At 58.2% G+C, this 16,156-nt stretch carries 15 protein-coding genes; 6 read left to right on the top strand and 9 right to left on the bottom strand.

From position 1 onward, the window contains the following. Positions 1 to 475 precede the first annotated feature (475 nt). Complete coding sequence (locus BUB62_RS02995) at positions 476 to 1,744, bottom strand: hypothetical protein (protein WP_143163997.1); 1,269 nt, start codon at positions 1,742 to 1,744, stop codon at positions 476 to 478. Positions 1,745 to 1,988: 244 nt separating this feature from the next. Here BUB62_RS02995 and BUB62_RS02990 point away from each other — a divergent pair, with 244 nt between their 5' ends. Together BUB62_RS02990 and BUB62_RS02985 are read left to right on the top strand one after the other, a co-directional pair. Then, complete coding sequence (locus tag BUB62_RS02990; protein ID WP_143163996.1) at positions 1,989 to 3,590, top strand: hypothetical protein; 1,602 nt, start codon at positions 1,989 to 1,991, stop codon at positions 3,588 to 3,590. Between the two features lie 116 nt (positions 3,591 to 3,706). Continuing rightward, positions 3,707 to 4,879 (top strand): hypothetical protein, encoded by a 1,173-nt coding sequence (locus tag BUB62_RS02985; RefSeq protein WP_073105891.1) that lies wholly within the window; start codon positions 3,707 to 3,709, stop codon positions 4,877 to 4,879. 16 nt (positions 4,880 to 4,895) lie between these two features. On the opposite strand, the gene coaE is transcribed toward BUB62_RS02985, so the two are convergent. From coaE to BUB62_RS02945, 8 genes are all read right to left on the bottom strand, one after another. Beyond that, on the bottom strand, positions 4,896 to 5,519 hold the full coding sequence (gene coaE, locus BUB62_RS02980) for a dephospho-CoA kinase (RefSeq protein ID WP_073105889.1): 624 nt from the start codon (positions 5,517 to 5,519) through the stop codon (positions 4,896 to 4,898). 149 nt (positions 5,520 to 5,668) lie between these two features. After that, positions 5,669 to 6,625, bottom strand: a complete 957-nt coding sequence (locus tag BUB62_RS02975) for a YbbR-like domain-containing protein (protein WP_073105887.1) — start codon at positions 6,623 to 6,625, stop codon at positions 5,669 to 5,671. Between the two features lie 24 nt (positions 6,626 to 6,649). Continuing rightward, a complete protein-coding gene (gene yajC, locus BUB62_RS02970; RefSeq protein ID WP_073105885.1) occupies positions 6,650 to 6,970 on the bottom strand; it encodes a preprotein translocase subunit YajC in 321 nt (106 codons plus the stop codon). 127 nt (positions 6,971 to 7,097) lie between these two features. Beyond that, the gene (locus BUB62_RS02965; protein ID WP_073105883.1) at positions 7,098 to 7,619 is read right to left on the bottom strand and encodes a DUF1573 domain-containing protein; all 522 of its coding nucleotides are present in this window, start codon (positions 7,617 to 7,619) and stop codon (positions 7,098 to 7,100) included. Between the two features lie 126 nt (positions 7,620 to 7,745). Continuing rightward, positions 7,746 to 8,747: an isocitrate/isopropylmalate dehydrogenase family protein gene (locus tag BUB62_RS02960; protein ID WP_073105881.1), complete on the bottom strand. Its 1,002-nt coding sequence runs from the start codon at positions 8,745 to 8,747 to the stop codon at positions 7,746 to 7,748. Between the two features lie 165 nt (positions 8,748 to 8,912). Next, positions 8,913 to 9,224, bottom strand: coding sequence for a YtxH domain-containing protein (locus BUB62_RS02955; RefSeq protein WP_073105879.1), 312 nt, complete (start codon positions 9,222 to 9,224; stop codon positions 8,913 to 8,915). A gap of 103 nt (positions 9,225 to 9,327) precedes the next feature. Beyond that, positions 9,328 to 10,518 carry a transcription antitermination factor NusB gene (nusB, locus tag BUB62_RS02950; RefSeq protein WP_073105876.1) on the bottom strand — a complete coding sequence of 397 codons (1,191 nt, stop codon included), beginning with the start codon at positions 10,516 to 10,518 and terminating at the stop codon, positions 9,328 to 9,330. A gap of 119 nt (positions 10,519 to 10,637) precedes the next feature. After that, complete coding sequence (locus tag BUB62_RS02945) at positions 10,638 to 11,729, bottom strand: Glu/Leu/Phe/Val dehydrogenase dimerization domain-containing protein (protein ID WP_073105874.1); 1,092 nt, start codon at positions 11,727 to 11,729, stop codon at positions 10,638 to 10,640. Between the two features lie 185 nt (positions 11,730 to 11,914). Here BUB62_RS02945 and BUB62_RS02940 point away from each other — a divergent pair, with 185 nt between their 5' ends. From BUB62_RS02940 to BUB62_RS02925, 4 genes are all read left to right on the top strand, one after another. Beyond that, on the top strand, positions 11,915 to 13,699 hold the full coding sequence (locus tag BUB62_RS02940) for an ABC transporter ATP-binding protein (RefSeq protein WP_073105872.1): 1,785 nt from the start codon (positions 11,915 to 11,917) through the stop codon (positions 13,697 to 13,699). Positions 13,700 to 13,754: 55 nt separating this feature from the next. Further along, entirely contained in the window at positions 13,755 to 14,210 is a 456-nt protein-coding gene (locus tag BUB62_RS02935; RefSeq protein ID WP_073105870.1) for an SRPBCC family protein, read from the top strand. 85 nt (positions 14,211 to 14,295) lie between these two features. Next, positions 14,296 to 14,853, top strand: a complete 558-nt coding sequence (locus BUB62_RS18895) for a hypothetical protein (protein WP_143163995.1) — start codon at positions 14,296 to 14,298, stop codon at positions 14,851 to 14,853. A gap of 88 nt (positions 14,854 to 14,941) precedes the next feature. Continuing rightward, positions 14,942 to 16,144, top strand: coding sequence for a class I SAM-dependent rRNA methyltransferase (locus tag BUB62_RS02925; protein WP_073105865.1), 1,203 nt, complete (start codon positions 14,942 to 14,944; stop codon positions 16,142 to 16,144). Positions 16,145 to 16,156: the final 12 nt, after the last annotated feature.

Genomic DNA, 16,156 nt, shown 5'->3' with positions numbered 1-16,156 from the left:
TACAAACCTTTTTACTAATCGCAAGAAAAAGTTGGAAGTCTTTTTCCTCTTGCGCAACCGCCTCGTGTAAGCGGGGTGCAAAGGTAACTAGCTTTTCGCTTTTTCCAAGACAAGCAGAAAATTTCTTTTCCGCTTTTCGGCGTTTCCGCCGCCTCAGACCCGCCTCCGATTGAAGCGGGCTGCAAAGGTACGAGTACTTTTTCCAGACTTCCTATTTCAGGCCAAAACTTTTTTTCGGGTGACTCCGCAGAGCCCTGTGCCGAAAAGAAGGCGAAATCCAGGAAACGTGCCCTACCGCGTTTCGGTTTGGGAGTGCAAAAGTAACAGGTATTGTCAGATTGTCAATTCTCTGACATTATTTTCTTCTGTCCGGCATTTCAATCCGTCTGTGTTATCTTCTTATCTTATTCATCTGATGCCCTGAAGACAATTTCTTATCCTGTGGCAGTGTGTTTGATCAATATTTGAAAAGATATTAATTGTCAGTGCGTTGCAATCTTTGCCATATAAGTATAGGATACATAAGCATACTTGGCTCGGCGAAGTAGCGCCAGCGGAAACCGACAAAGAAGAATAGGCTTAGCAACCATACTGCTATAATGGGCCCAAGCAGGAGCATATCATAATGCTGAAAGGTTAAGTTGCGGAAGTTACTGACTACTAACGTAAAGGACACAAGGAACGCTAGTGATATGAGGGCCGTAAATACATTATATGTAGTACGAGGGGCATCAGCAATGAAATTTTCAGGCGATAGAAAGAGAGCTGTTTTGCGTAAACATAGGATTAGCTCCTCAGCGGGATGAGCTAGAACCCACTTTATGGCTAGTTGAGCCCGCGCTTGACTTTCCTCATATTGATTCAGCGAATCTAAATCTGGAATGTAGACGCGCACAAACTGATCAAATGGCTTGGTTCGCTCATCCCAATCGAACATAAAACGGCCTTGGGTGATGGAGTTGTGGCCTTGTAGAAGCTCGAAGCCAGCCTGATTGCTTAAGATGTAGACTCCAAAAAGTCGATGGTTTTTCTGCAGGATGGGCAGGTGTGCCAGTAGCAGAGCAAGTGCGACACTTACTGCCAAGATGGTGTTGCGACTCACTGAGGACTTAGCGGCATGAACAGCGAGCAGCACCCATATGAAGAAAACGATACCGTATACAGCCAATAAATACCCGCGTAGCAGACAAGACAGCACGACCGATCCTATAATAAGAACCGCGTCGGACCATAACAGAATACGCCCGTCTAAGAGGCGAATCAGTTTGTAGACTACTAGAATCAGCAGGGGCAGCGCGATATTCTCGTACCACATGTAGGCTCCTATATAGTATACGTTGGAAGGGCACAGCAACCAAAGCAGCCCAGCAGCCCAACTGAGTGGTGGCGCTACACCGAAATAAGCCAAAGTGCGTTGAACATATAGACCGCCTAGTATATATAAACCGGTACTTAATACAAAAACTAGTAGCGTGAAATAGTGTTTAGGCAAACCGGCTTTCTGCCAACCGATATAGACGAAAACCGGAAAGCTGGCATGAAATGCGTCGGGACGTATGATGTTGCGTTCAGGGTCGAGGCTGGTGTAGCCACGGCCGGCCAGGTAGTTGTCGGCAATGCGACCATTGCGGCGCTCGTCATAGTTCCACTCGAGACCGGGATTCAGATGGAGCATCAGCCCCAGCTTCAGCATGGCTAGTGCAAGTGCCAGCGGCCAGAAAAAACGAGGAAGAGTTTTGATCACGGGTACAAATATTAGGCAAACCGGGGCACAACTGATGGTTCTCTAAAGGTGCCAATAACGCACCGGATCAAACCGCATGCGTCACGATCCTGCAAATTACTCCTTAAATAAGGGAGAGAGAATGCTAATAGGGAGGTCAATAGGACCAACAGTGGCTAATGTTGGTAAGTATGGGGTACAACTAGCCGACGCGCGTAGTACCTTTCTATCCTTAATGTTGCCGCTTTTGTGCTTGTATCTGCCTATGCGCTTTTTTTCTGTTCGTTTGCAGTATCTATCGGTCAGCTTGTTTTTTGGGCTACTGTTGGTACTGGGCGTTTTGCTGCACCGCGACTATGGTTTGCCTTGGGACGAACAGCTCGACCGGTTGAATGGCATTATCAGCCTGAAGTATGTGGCGCTGAAACTGGCTCCCGACCTAGCCCGGCGTGAGCCTAATTTCGCTCTTATTCCAGATATGCGCGACAATCAAGATACCGACCATGGAGTTATCTTTCAGTTGCCATTACTAGTACTGGAACGATTGGCTGGAGCGCACGATTCGCGGGATGTGTACTTTTTGCGGCACTTGGTCACATTTTTCACTTTTGTGACCGGAGTCTATATTTTCTACAGACTGACGGCGCAACGGTTCCGCAGCTGGGTAGTCGGCTTGTTGGGAGCAGCCGTGTTGATGCTGTCGCCGCGCTTTTTTGCTGAGGCGTTTTATAACTACAAAGACCTGGTTTTCCTGGCGTTTTTTGTCTGCGGGATGTACACGCTAACTCAGCTTTTGCGTCGTCCTTCGTGGAGAATGGCACTGCTACACGCCTGTGCTACCGGAGCCGCTATTGATGTCCGCACGATGGGCGTACTGCTGCTGGGCTTCACTATCGGCTTTGTGGGCCTGGAGATATGCTATCGTCCAATATTGTGGAGACGGTTTGCCGGAGCGGTGGCCGTCTATATGGTTCTGACAGCGACTGTGGTAGTGTTAGGCTGGCCCTATCTATGGGAAAATCCAATAGGTCATTTTTTGGAAGCCTTTCAAAGCTTTAGCCGATACCGGTCTGATATGACGGTGCAGTACTGGGGCCGGCAGGTTTCGGTGCGGGCACTGCCGTGGCACTATGTACCCGTGTGGCTGTTTATTACCACGCCCATTATGTACTCGCTGCTGTTTCTGGTGGGTACTGGTACGCTGTTGCATGCTGCCCTAAGCCATCCGCTAACGTGGCTGCGCACCCGCACTGGTCGCCAAGATTTGCTGTATGCAGCGTGGTTTTTTGGACCTCTGCTAGCCGTTATAGTTCTGCGTTCAGTTCTCTACGATGGCTGGCGGCATCTTTACTTTATTTATCCGGCGTTTGTGCTCCTGGGGATGCGAGCAACTGTCTCGGGTTGGCGCTACGCCAGCCGTTCAACTCGCCAAGGGCGGCTAGCATTGGTGGGAATATTAATGTTGATGACCAGCATATTGCACACTATTTTTCGAATTGTGCAGGACCATCCGTATCAGAACGTTTATTTCAGCGCGCTGCCGGGTCCGCTAGCTCGTCGGCTTTTTGAGCGCGATTACTGGGGACTGGCGGGCCGTGAAGGATTGGAGTGGGTGCTGGCGCATGATAGCAGAGCGCACATCCGGGTGGGAACCGATGCGCGGGCAGCTTTGGTGTTGCATAACAATAGCCTGCTGCTACCACCGGCGGAACGGGCCCGCTTGTTGTTCACCCCAGCTGAGAAAGCCGACTACTTTCTTACCGTGTACCGCTGGCATCCTGGTCCTTATCCTACCTCTGTCGGACGTGAGGTCCATTTTATTCAGGTAAACGGCATGAAGATTCTATCCGTATTTGAGCGGCGTTGAGGTTTGCTGGCAGGCCACTTTACCTTACCACTCTCAATCCGGCTTACTTTGCCGGGCGAACAGGCTGCCCCGTTTCGTTGCTGCGCGTTTGTTCATTGTCTGCTTTTACTCTTGCTATGCCGCTGCTTGTTGTTGCCGAACCCCGTCAGATTCGTCAGTTTCTGGATTTGCCCACTCAATTGTACCGGAACCAGCCGAACTGGATTTCGCCGCTGGACCACGAGATAGAAAGTGTTTTTGATGCGGCTAAAAACCCCAATTTCCAGCACGGCGAGGCTATTCGCTGGATTCTGACTGACGCCGGGGGCACGGTCATCGGGCGGGTGGCGGCCTTTATCAACACCTCTACGCCCCAGGCAGATTCTGCGCTGCCGGTGGGGGGCATGGGCTTTTTCGAGTGTATTGATAACCAAGACGCTGCCAATCAGCTGTTTGAGGCGTGTCGGGCATGGCTGATGGAGCGGGGCATGGCGGCTATGGATGGCCCGATTAACTTCGGGGAGCGGGACCGGTTCTGGGGGCTGCTGGTGGCAGGTTTCACGGAGCCTAACTACGGCATGTTCTATCATCTGCCGTATTATCAGCAGCTGTTTGAGAGCTATGGCTTTCAAACGTACTTCAAGCAGTACACCTGTTACCGCTCCGTGACGGAGCCGCTGCACCCGCGCTTCGCGCAGATTGCGGAGACCTACACTCGGGAAAAGCCGGAGTTCCGGTTTGCCCACGCCAGCCGCCGCGACCCCGACAAGCTAGCCGCTGATTTTCACCACGTCTATAATCTGGCCTGGGCCAATCATTCCGGGGTGAATCCGATGTCGCTGGAAAAAGCGCGCGACCTGGTGCAGCAGATGATGCCGGTGCTGGACGAACGGCTGCTCTGGTTTGGTTACCACAAGGAGGAGCCCATTGCTTTTTTCCTGAGCCTGCCGGAGTTGAATCAGATTTTCAAGCATGTGGGCCGCACTTTTGGCCTGCTGGGCAAGCTGCGGTTTTTGTGGGAGCGGTACAAATTCAACCGTCGCCAACCCAAGCGCATGTTTGGCCTGATCTACGGCGTAGCTCCGGCTTACCAGGGCCAGGGGGTTGATTCGGCCCTGCTGGGGCACTCGCATAAACAACTGATTGCCGCCGGCTACACGGATATCGAAATGAACTGGATTGGCGACTTCAACCCCCGGATGCTGGCCGTCACCCGGTCCATGGGGGCGCGCATCTGCAAAACCCACATTACCTACCGCAAGCTGTTTGACGAAAACCGCGTGTTTGAGCGTAGCCCGATTATCAAATAGGGCTGAAGCGCTGGTTTTACAACTGGGGCTGGCGGCTGGCGGCTAAGCCTTCCCGAAACGCCGCGTCGAGCTGCAGCACCTGCGGAATGAGCAGCAGCTGGTCGTCGTTGTGCAGCACGTAGTCGGCGCGGCGCATCTTTTCTTCCTCGCTGAGCTGTTTGCCCACAATGGCCAGAATGTCGGCGGCGGTGCGGTGCGGGTCGCGGCGCAGCACGCGGGCCTGGCGCACGGGCAAGGGAGCGAATACCGTGATAATCCGGTCGAGCTGGCGGTGAGAGCCGGCTTCAAAAAGGAGCGCGGCCTCCTTTACTATATAGGTGTGGCCGGCCTGCCGCTGCGTTTCGGCCCACTGCTCAAAATCGCGGCCCACGTAGGGATGCACCAGCGCATTGAGATGCGCCAGCCGGGCCGGATCGGCAAACGCGACTTTGGCCAGATATACGCGGTTGAGGTTGCCGGCCGCGTCGAAGGTGTCGGGGCCAAATGCCTGCACCAGCTCCGCCCGCAGCGCCGCATCGTGCGCCATTACCCATTTGGCCCGGAAATCAGCGTCGTACACTGGCACCCCCAACACCTGAAACAGGCGGCACGCCACACTTTTACCCGACCCAATTCCCCCCGTAATTCCGATGCGCAACATTGGTGAGATAGTAAAATGGTGAGATGGTGAGATAGTGAGATGGTGAGATAGTGAGTTTGATGTTTTGGTGGCGCAAACGGCGCAGATAGCGCATTCGGCGCCACCAGAACATCAAACTCACTATCTCACTATCTCACCACCTCACTATCTCACCGCTGTGAAACCCGCACGGTGGGGGTTAAGATGCGGGTGCCGCGGGCCAGGCGCGGCGTTTGGGTCAGCACGGGCTGCAGACTGGAATCGGAGCCGCGAAATTGGACGTAGTGCAGCAATACGCGCACCTGGCTCAGGTCGAGGCGGGCGGTGTCTTCGGGAAAGCACTGTACCTGCACCTGCACCGTGGCGGGCCGCAGGCGGAAGCGCAGGCTGTCGGGAAAATCGTGCAGCTCGGGCACCACGCGCACCGGCAGCGTGACCAGCGGCCGGGGCTGCAGGCGCACGCGCACATCCTGCACGTTGGTTTCTACCAGCGCCGGGCCGCCGATGGGCACGCTCATGGCTCCTTCGCTGCTACCGGCTGGGGCCTGCGGCAAATGCACCGGGTAGGGGCTGGCCAGCCGGTTTACGGTAGCGGCCGGGCCGCGAAAGGCAATGCTTTCGGGGGTGAAGACGGCCGCGTAGGGCAGCGCCGAGCCGTCGGCATTGGGGCTCAGGCCCAGCGGAACCCGGCGCGTAATCAGCCGGTCGAATTCCACCCAGAGCGTGTCGTTCAGAATGTAGTTGAACTGCAGATTCTCCATGGCCGCCTGCAGCGCCGGCCGCAACGACTGCCCTGTGACGAAGCGCGTGGCGGGCAGCCGGCCCAGCCGCACTTCAGCCGGCCGCACATCGAGCAGCAGGTTTTTGCGCAGCAACTTCCAGCCCCGGCCCGTCACGTTCACTGCCACCTCCGTGGGCAGGGGCCGCACCGGAATGTAGCGCTCCGAATCGTAGCGCCACTGCAACGGGTAGGTGATGCGCGTGGTGTAGGTTTTGTTCAGGGCATTGAGCAGCCAGAATGTGGAGGCCGCCAGAAAACACGCCGTGATGGCCCGCCAATAGCTCCGCTCCTGCCCATAGAACGGGCTGATGAACCAGCGCAGCAGACGGGAGGTGTATGTGAGCACGGCAAGGCGGCGTTCAGGCCGACGTTACGAGTTGGTGGGAGCGGGAGCCACTTTTGGGGCTACTTCGCGGGCAATGGCCGTACGGTCAAATTTCAGGCGCGTACCCTTATCTACTTCAATGATAACGGATTCCTCGTTCACCTCGACCACTTTTCCGTGCAGCCCGCCAATGGTTACCACGTTGGTGCCTTTGGCGATGCCTTCCCGGAACTTCTTGGCTTCCGAGGCCTTGCGCTGCTGCGGGCGAATCATGAAAAAGTAAACAACGACGGCAATGGCCACCGGAAACAGCAGGGAGGTGAAGCCTTCGCCGGCCGGGGCCTGCAACAAGAGGGTAGAGAGCATGGAGGGAGAGAATTAGTAAGAAAACAACCGCCATCCGGAGCCGGCAAAGGACCCCTCCCGCCACAGAATAGTAGGGCAGGCGAGGTCCTTCACGGGTGCCGAATGACAAAAATCCGGGCGGTATCGGCTACTTCACGGGGCCGGCCGCGCCGTCGCTCAGCACGTTGGCCTTGATGACGATGGGCGTGATGTTGGGCTGAGTGTTAGCCCGCACCGATACCTCTTTGTTCTGCAAACCGGTTTTGCCGTGGCTGTCAAACTGCACGTCGATGGTACCTTTCCCGCCGGGGGCAATAGGGTCCTTAGTCCAGTTGGGGGTGGTGCAGCCGCAGGAGGCGGTAGCGTTTTCGATCAGCAACGGCGATTTGCCGGTGTTGGTGAAGCTGAACGTGTGCTTTACCACCGCGCCGGGCTGAATGTCGCCGAAGTTGAATTCGCTTTCGGTGAAGGTCATCACCGGGGCATTCGGGTTGGGCGTTTCGGTTTCGCTGGCCACGTTCGGGTTGTCTACCGTCGGGTTGGCGGCATCGCTGGCGGTGGTGGCGGCAGCGTTCATGCCGTCGGTGCCTACTTCAGCGGTTTTGTCGTTGGTGCAGGATCCCAGCAGAACGATGCCGGCCAGCAGCGCAGAAAAGAGAGTACGTTTCATAAGAGGAGAATAAAACGGCCGGTCAGGGGCCATTGGACTGTTAAAGATAAGGCTAAGCCGCCAAAAAGTACGTAGCCCGTCGGCCGGAAGCTGCGCCTCCGGCCGACGGGCTACGTATTCAAGGGCCTACGCCAGCTTATCGATGATGGCCTGGGCAAATTCCATGGTCGACGCTTTGCCGCCCAGGTCGCCGGTGCATTTTTCGGGAGTCTTCAGCGTGGCGTCCAGCGCGGCTTCGATGCGGTCGGCGTGGGTGTGCTCGCCGAGGTGGTGCAGCATCATCAGGGCCGAGCGGAGCAGGGCCGTGGGGTTGGCTTTGCCTTGGCCGGCAATGTCGGGGGCTGAGCCGTGCACGGCTTCAAAGATGGCCATATCGTCGCCGATGTTGGCCCCGGCCACCACGCCCAGCCCGCCCACGAGGCCGGCACAGAGGTCGGAGAGAATGTCGCCGAACAGGTTGGTGGTCACCACGACATCGAATTGCTCGGGCTTGTTCACGAGCTGCATGCACATGTTGTCGATGATTTTATCTTCGAACACAATCTGCGGAAACTCCAGGGCGGCTTCCTTGCAGGCGTTGAGCATGAGCGTGCCCGCCATTTTGAGAATGTTGGCTTTGTGGGCCAGCGTCACCTTTTTGCGGCCGTGCTTGGCGGCGTAGGCGAAGGCCGCGCGGCAGATTTTGCGCGAGCCTTCCACCGTGATGCGGTTGAAGGAGTCGGAAATGCCCAGGCGCTCATCATACACTTCCAGGCCCGAGTACAGGCCTTCGGTGTTTTCGCGAAACAGCACCAGGTTCACGCCGGTATAGCGCGAGGCAATGCCCTCGGTGGTTTTGGCGGGGCGCACGTTCTGGTAGAGGTCGTATTTCTGACGCAGCGTGATATTGATGCTGCGGAAGCCTTTGCCCACGGGCGTCGTGATGGGGCCTTTCAGGGCCACGCGGTTCTTCTCCAACGAGTCGAGCAGGGCCTGCGGAATCAGCTCACCCGACTGGTCGAAGGTGGTCTGGCCGGCGTTCTGCTCTTCCCACTGCACGGGCACCTGCGCGGCCGTAAAAATGGCCTGTACTGCCTTCGTGATTTCGGGCCCGATGCCGTCGCCGGGGATGAGGGTGATGGTATGCATTCTAGTGGTAATGTGTAAAATGTGTCGTGAATGTGCTGAATGTGAGAAATGACCGGGCCACGGTGTAGGCCGTGGAAATAGAAATGTGCTGAATGTGCGTTGGAAAAGCTATTTTCACTCTTCGCTAAGCACATTCAACACATTTTCACATCTCGCACATTCTAGTCAGGTCGTCTTGCGGGAGTTGATCTGGTTGATGAGCTGGTCCACGTCGCCGAGCAGCTGCTCGGCTTTGCTTTTGGCTTCCTGAATCACGCGCTGGCCTTCGCTCTTGGCCGTGGAGGCCGGGCCGTCGGCGCGGCTGGTGACGAGGTTTTCGGTGAGGTCGGCGAGCACCTCGCGGTACTTTTCGAGCTGATAGCTGAGCCAGCTGCGGGTTTCGCGGCCCTTTTCGGGCGCAAACAGAAGACCAACGGCGGCCCCGGTGAGGGCACCGCCTGCGAAGCACAGAATACCGGTAGTGGTTTTGCTACCCATAAGGCGAAGATCGTGGCGTGGAGGAATTTTTAGAAAGGACTGGGGGCGGAACTTACTCAACGGCGGGCCACTTGAGCGGGTTGCCTTCCCAATATAATAGGGTTTACTGGTTGTCGAGCAAACCGCGGCCCGATTTGCGGATGGCCCCGCTGGCGGTCAGGTCCTGGGCCAGCTTATCCAGAATGCCGTTTACGAACTGCTTGCTTTTGGGCGTGCTGTAGAGCTTGCTCACCTCAATGTACTCGTTGATGGTCACCTTCACCGGAATGTCGCGGAAGAGGTGCATCTCGCAGAGGGCCATTTTCAGGATGATCTTGTCGATGAGGGCCACGCGCTCCACGTCCCAGTTCTGGGTCGATTCGGCAATGAGCTTCTCGTAGCCTTCGTCGGCCTTGAGCGTTTCTTTGTACAGCGTTTCGGCAAACTCCTTGTCATCCACCCAGTTGGCCGACAGCGACATCAGCTCCAGCTCCTCGGTGGCGGCCTCGTCGAGCATTTTGATGGTTTTGAGCACCAGGTTTTTCACCACCGAGCGGTTTTCCTCCCAGTTCAGGTCGTCTTCCTCAATCTGCAGCGGCAGGTTTTCGCCTTTGAAGACGTAGGTCTTATACAAGTGCTTCAGGATTTCCTGATCCTCGGCGTAGTTGCCGGCCGGGGCCGCCAGGTAGCTCTGAAACTCGGCATCGTTCCGGATTTCGGTGCGCCAGGCTTTACGCAGCGCTTCCAGCTCCTCGGTGCCGGTCCACTTCAACGAGCGGCGGATGGTGAGGTCCTGCAGCTGCTTGTTGCTGATGAGCTTGCGCAGCACCACGTTGTTTTCGAAGCGCGTGGTATCGGGCAGCTCTTCCTTGGAAGGCGTGAAGCGGCGGGCCTCGCGCTCCTTTTCCTCCTCAATCACGCGCAGAATCGCCTCGGGCAGATTCAGCAGGTGAATGTATTGGTTATGAATGCTTTCCGCGCCGTGCACCATCTGCCCGCCGTAGAAGGTGGCATCCTTGGCTTTCTGCTTCTGGTAATACTTGATGGCCTCAGCCACCGCCTCGTTCACTTCCCGGTCGTCCTGCTTTTCCACCTCGGCGGCGCTGCCGGCCTTGTGCCACTCCTTAAACACGGCCTCAGCCAGCTTCTGCTGGCCTTTCAGCAGCTTGCGGTCCTGGGCTTCGGGCAGGTTCAGGTCGGGAGCAAAAGCCTCCGCAATGAGGTCATTGGCCAGCATAAAATCGGACCCGACAGCCTGATGATAGGCGTACAGGGCCTGCATAACCTTAATGCGGAGCGTGCGACGGTTGAGCATTCTTTCTTTGATTTAGTGATTTAGTGACTTAGTGACTTAGTGAGTTTGATGTTCAGTTTGCGCTATTGAAGCAAACCGAACATCAAACTCACTAAGTCACTAAATCACTAAATCACCATTTAGTAAGTGGACTTGACTTTGCCCAGGGACGCGATGCGCTCCTCGGCTTGTTTGGTGGCGGCGGCCTGCGGGTGGCTTCCCTCCTGCTCGGCCTTGTTGAGTACCTGGGTGGTGATGTCGAAAATCTTCTCAGTCTGGTTGAGCGCGCCCTGCCGGCTGCTGCCCACCACTTCCGAGTACACATTGATCAGGCCGCCGGCGTTGATCAGGAAATCAGGGGCATACACGATGCCGCGCTCCACGAGCGCCGGGCCGTGCACGTTCTCGTTCTGCAGTTGGTTGTTGGCGCAGCCGGCAATCACCTGGCACTTCAGGCGGCCGATGGTGTCGTCGTTGATGGTGGCCCCCAGGGCGCAGGGCGAGTAAATGTCCACGTCCTGGTCGTAGATTTCGTCGAGGCCCACCATTTTAGCCCCGAAGCGGGTGGCTGCTTCCAAGGCGCGGTCTTCGTAGTAGTCGGTCAACACCAGCTTGGCGCCTTCCTTCTGCAGATATTCGAGCAGGTAGGTGCCCACGTGGCCCACGCCCTGCACGGCAATGCGCTTGCCGGCCAGGCTATCGGAACCGAACGCCTTTTTGGCGGCGGCTTTCATGCCCATATAAGTGCCGAAAGCCGTTACCGGCGACGGGTCGCCGCTGCCGCCCATGCTTTCGGGCAGGCCGGCTACGTGCTTGGTTTCCATCCGGATGTACTCCATGTCCTTGGTGGTCATGTTCACATCTTCGGCCGTGATGTATTTGCCGTTCAGGTTTTTCACGAAGCGGCCGAACTTGCGCAGCAGCGCCTCGGTCTTCAGGGTTTTGGCATCGCCGATAATCACGGCTTTGCCCCCGCCCAGATTCAGGCCCGAAATGGCGGCCTTGTAGGTCATGCCGCGCGAGAGGCGCAGCACGTCGTTCAGGGCCTCGGCATCGGAGGCGTAGTGCCACATGCGGGTGCCGCCCAGCGCCGGCCCCAGCACCGTGTTGTGGATGCCAATGATGGCCCGCAGCCCGGTTTCGTGGTCGTGGCAGAATACCACTTGCTCGTGCTGATGCTCGGCAATCTGACCGAAGACCGACGTATCGGTCAGCGCTTTGATTTCAACCATTCGGGAGAAGAATTAGGAAAAGGGTGGGAATTTGGGGAGGACAGGTTGTTGTATCTTTGGCAGGCAGGCTGCATGGCCTGCCCAATCCGGGTGCAAAAGTACCCAATTTTTCCTAGCCGGCCATTGGCCAGGCCCGTATCCGGGGGAATAATCCCGGCCTCCCAATCTGCTCCAACTCCGACTCTGTGCGTGCTTTAGCTGCTACCGACCCCTATATTTTTCGCTATAAGTGGCATTTCCTCGGCGGGGTGCTATTCGTGGCCCTGAGCACGCTGCTGGCCATTTTTCCGGCCCAGATCGTGCGCTATTCCTTCGACCTGGTGGGCGAGGGCATCGACCTGTATCACCTCTTCGCCGGCACCCGCGCCCAGGAGGGCGTGTACTCGCTGTTCGGGCGCAGCGTACTGTTCTACGGCCTGCTCATCGTGACGATGGCGCTGCTGCGCGGCATCTTTCTGTTCTTCATGCGCCAGACGCTCATCGTCATGTCCCGGCTCATCGAAAACGACCAGAAAAACGAGATTTTCCAGCACTACCAGTCGCTGCCGCTCAGCTTCTACCGCCGCCACAATACCGGCGATTTGATGTCGCGCATTTCGGAGGACGTGGGCCGGGTGCGCATGTATATGGGGCCGGCCATCATGTACTTTCTGCAGCTGGTGCTGCTGTTTCTGCTCATCGTGCCGCTCATGCTGATGGTGAACGTGAAGCTGACCCTCTACACGCTGCTGCCGCTGCCGGTATTGAGCGTGAGCATTTTTTACGTGAACAACCTGATTGAGCGCAAGTCCGATGAGATTCAACGCTCGCTGGCCGCCATGACCACCTTTGTGCAGGAAGCCTTTTCGGGTATCCGGGTGCTCAAGTCGTTTGTGCGCGAAGACGACTCGCATCAGCAGTTCATCCGGGCCAGCGACAACTACCGGGAGAAAACGCTGAGCCTGAACTTCGTCAACTCCCTGTTTTTTCCCCTGATTCTGTTTCTGATTGGTATCAGCACCATCGTCACGGTGTGGGTGGGCGGGCAGGAAGTCATTCGCGGCACCATCACCACGGGCAGCATCGCCGAGTTCCTGATTTATGTGAACCTGCTCACCTGGCCCGTCACGGCGCTGGGCTGGACCAGCTCCCTGGTGCAGCGGGCCGAGGCTTCGCAGGCCCGCATCAACGAGTTTATGAATCAGAAGACGGACATTGTGAGCCGGCAGAACATCAGCCAGGAAATTCAGGGCGACATCGTGTTCGACCACGTTTCCTTCACCTACCCCGACACCGGCATTCAGGCCCTGCGCGACGTATCGTTCCGCATCCGGCCGGGCCAGACGCTGGCCGTTATCGGCAACACCGGCTCGGGCAAAAGCACCATTGCCGCCCTGCTCTGCCGCCTCTACGACGTTACCGCCGGCGGAATAAAAGTGGACAGCGTGGACGTGCGCGACTTCTCGCTGAACTCCCTGCGCGAGCAGATCGGCTACGTGCCCCAGGATGTGTTTCTGTTTTCCGACAGCATCCGCAACAACATCAACTTCGGCCTCGACCACCCCACCGAAGAGCGCATGCAGCAGGCCGCCCACGATGCCAACGTGTACGACAACATTATCCGCTTTCCTGAGGGCTTCGATACCAAGCTCGGCGAGCGGGGCATCACGCTCAGCGGCGGGCAGAAGCAACGCGTGAGCATCGCGCGGGCCCTGGTGAAGGAGCCCAAAATTCTGATCCTGGACGACTCGCTGTCGGCGGTGGATACCAACACCGAAAACGCCATCCTGAACAGCCTGCAGCGCATCATGCACAATCGCACCAGCCTGATTATCAGCCACCGCGTGTCGTCGGTGAAGCTCGCCGACGAAATTTTGGTGCTCGACGATGGCCAGATCGTGCAGCACGGCACCCACGAGGCCCTGATGCAGCAGGAAGATGGGTTGTATCGGGCGCTGTATGAGCGGCAATTGCAGAGCGAGGAGGCGTAGGCGAGCTTTATGGGCCATCTGATAACCCTGGCCGGCTTCGGGCGGTTAGGCCGTCATGTACCTCACCCTCCGCACGCCCGTGGCGCAGCCGCCCGCTCAAGTTATGGCTGGCTTCACGCGGGAACTGTTTCTGGCCCTGGCTCCGCCCTTCCCCAAGTTCAAGCTGCACCGCTTCGATGGCTGCCGCCGCGGCGACCAGGTCGAAATCGAGCTGTTCATCGGCCCGCTTACTCAGCGCTGGACTAGCCTGATTACCGACCACGGCCAGCGGCCCGACGGTACGCTCTATTTTGTGGATGAAGGCCAGCAGCTGCCCGCGCCGCTGCGCTTTTGGCGACACCGCCATCTTATTGAGCCGGGCCCGCAGGGCAGCAGCGTCATTGTGGATGCCATTGAGTTTCGCACGGCCTCGCCTATGCTGAATGCGCTACTGTACCCGGCTATGTGGGCGCAGTTTGCCTGGCGCAAGCCGATTTACCGGCGCGTATTCGGGCGGGCTGATGCGGGCTGATATCGGCGGTGGCAGCGCGAAGATGCGCATTGCCGTATACGGGCTCATTGCCTTCGGGCTTCGTACTGCTTCTCTGGCTTTGCCTATGCTTCCTGCTGCTACTCCTGCCCGCCGCGTGCGGCCTTTTTCGCGCTTACTCCCCGCTTTGCTGGCCTTGTTGCTGCTGGGTGGCTGCGGCACCAGCCGGGTAGCCTACCAATTCCGGCCCGCTCCCACAGCAGCCGCTCACCGTCCGGCAGCGCCCTCGGATTCGGTAGCTCTATTGGTAGCGGCAACCCGTCAACAGCCGATTGTTGAGTATATCCCTACACCAATTGCACCGTTGCGCCGCGCCGCGCGGATACCCCAGCTGCATGGGTTGCCGGTGCGGCGGCTGGTGGTTTCCACTGCCACTCAGAGCCATACCGCCCGCTCAATACAACCAGCCGCGTTGCTTAAGCAGCCGGCAGCGAAGCAGGCGGCGGTTTCGCCCTGGCACCGCACTGAAGTAGGACTGGGTACCACTGTGCTGGGCGTGCTGGGGCTGATTGTGCTGCCGATTTCCCTGCTGGGCCTATTGATCTGGGGCGGGCCGGTGTGGGCGGTGCTGGCGGGCCTGGCGGCGCTGGCTATTCTGGTGGCTTATCTTGACCCGTTTCAGTAGGCGGACGACCACAAAATCAGCCCGCGCCGGCGAATCCGAAAAATCCGGGGGTTACCTTTGCCGTCCGCTTTTACTTTTTCCCTCGCTCATGGCTGCCATCGTCACGCTCAAACCCGGTAAAGATCATTCCCTGCGTCGTTTGCACCCGTGGGTGTTTTCGGGGGCCATCGGGCGGATGCAGGGGCAGCCGCAGGAGGGCGAAATCGTCATCGTGCAGGCTTCCAACGGCGAAGTGCTGGGCATGGGCCACTACGCGCCCGGCTCCATTGCGGTGCGCATGCTGGCTTTCGGGCCGGAGGCCGCCGCGCCCGATGCCGCATTCTGGGAAGCCAAAATCCGCAATGCCTACCAACTGCGCCAGAACTTAGGCCTTACCGGCGACGGCAACACCGACGTGTTCCGCCTGGCTCACGCCGAGGGCGACGGCGTGCCCGGCCTCATCATTGACGTGTATGGCGACGTGGCCGTGGTGCAGGCCCACAGCGCCGGCATGTACCACGCCCGCCCCCAGATTGCCGCCGCGCTGCGGGCCGTATTCGGCGATAAGCTCCGCGCCATTTATGACAAGAGCGCCGAAACCGTGCCCCAGAAAGCCGCCCCCGACGCTCAGAATGGCTACCTCTTCGGCGAAAGCACCGGCTCCGAGCACATTGTACACGAAAACGGCCAGCCCTTCGCCGTAGATTGGGAAACGGGCCAGAAAACCGGTTTTTTCATCGATCAGCGCGACAACCGCCAGCTGCTGGCCCGTTACGCCCCCGGCCGGCGGGTGCTCAATACGTTCTGCTACACCGGCGGCTTCAGCGCCTACGCTCTGCAGGCTGGGGCCGCGCTGGTGCATTCAGTGGATAGCTCCAAGCGTGCCATCGAGCTGACGGACCGCAACGCCACGCTGGCCGAGGAAGCCGGTGCCCCCGCCGGCCGCCACGAGGCCTTCGCCCAGGACGTTTTCACCTTCATGAAAGGCAGCCAGGAGCAATACGACCTCATCGTGCTCGACCCACCGGCGTTTGCCAAGCACCTTTCGGCCCGCCACAACGCGCTGATGGGCTACAAGCGCCTGAACGCGGCCGGCATCCGCCAGATTGCGCCGGGCGGACTGCTGTTCACGTTCAGCTGCTCGCAGGTGGTGTCGGCCGAGCTGTTTGAGGGTGCGGTGCTGGCCGCCGCCATCGAGGCCGGCCGCCCCGCCCGCATCCTACACCGCCTCACCCAGCCCGCCGACCATCCGGTGAGCCTGTTTCACCCCGAGGGTGCGTATCTGAAGGGGTTGGTGCTGGCGGTGGAGTAAACTGCTTCCCTT

This window comes from Hymenobacter daecheongensis DSM 21074, assembly GCF_900141805.1.
Taxonomy (GTDB): Bacteria; Bacteroidota; Bacteroidia; order Cytophagales; family Hymenobacteraceae; genus Hymenobacter; species Hymenobacter daecheongensis.
The sequence above is the reverse complement of the archived record's forward strand: the minus strand, read 5'-3'. Positions and strand labels throughout refer to the sequence as shown.

Excerpts from the sequence above, each read along its gene's own strand:
- BUB62_RS02990 (WP_143163996.1), top strand. The coding sequence starts at position 1,989 with ATGCGCTTTTTTTCTGTTCGTTTGCAGTATCTATCGGTCAGCTTGTTT.
- BUB62_RS02985 (WP_073105891.1), top strand. The coding sequence starts at position 3,707 with ATGCCGCTGCTTGTTGTTGCCGAACCCCGTCAGATTCGTCAGTTTCTG.
- coaE (WP_073105889.1), bottom strand. The coding sequence starts at position 5,519 with ATGTTGCGCATCGGAATTACGGGGGGAATTGGGTCGGGTAAAAGTGTG.
- yajC (WP_073105885.1), bottom strand. The coding sequence starts at position 6,970 with ATGCTCTCTACCCTCTTGTTGCAGGCCCCGGCCGGCGAAGGCTTCACC.
- BUB62_RS02965 (WP_073105883.1), bottom strand. The coding sequence starts at position 7,619 with ATGAAACGTACTCTCTTTTCTGCGCTGCTGGCCGGCATCGTTCTGCTG.
- BUB62_RS02960 (WP_073105881.1), bottom strand. The coding sequence starts at position 8,747 with ATGCATACCATCACCCTCATCCCCGGCGACGGCATCGGGCCCGAAATC.
- BUB62_RS02955 (WP_073105879.1), bottom strand. The coding sequence starts at position 9,224 with ATGGGTAGCAAAACCACTACCGGTATTCTGTGCTTCGCAGGCGGTGCC.
- nusB (WP_073105876.1), bottom strand. The coding sequence starts at position 10,518 with ATGCTCAACCGTCGCACGCTCCGCATTAAGGTTATGCAGGCCCTGTAC.
- BUB62_RS02945 (WP_073105874.1), bottom strand. The coding sequence starts at position 11,729 with ATGGTTGAAATCAAAGCGCTGACCGATACGTCGGTCTTCGGTCAGATT.
- BUB62_RS02935 (WP_073105870.1), top strand. The coding sequence starts at position 13,755 with ATGTACCTCACCCTCCGCACGCCCGTGGCGCAGCCGCCCGCTCAAGTT.
- BUB62_RS18895 (WP_143163995.1), top strand. The coding sequence starts at position 14,296 with ATGCTTCCTGCTGCTACTCCTGCCCGCCGCGTGCGGCCTTTTTCGCGC.
- BUB62_RS02925 (WP_073105865.1), top strand. The coding sequence starts at position 14,942 with ATGGCTGCCATCGTCACGCTCAAACCCGGTAAAGATCATTCCCTGCGT.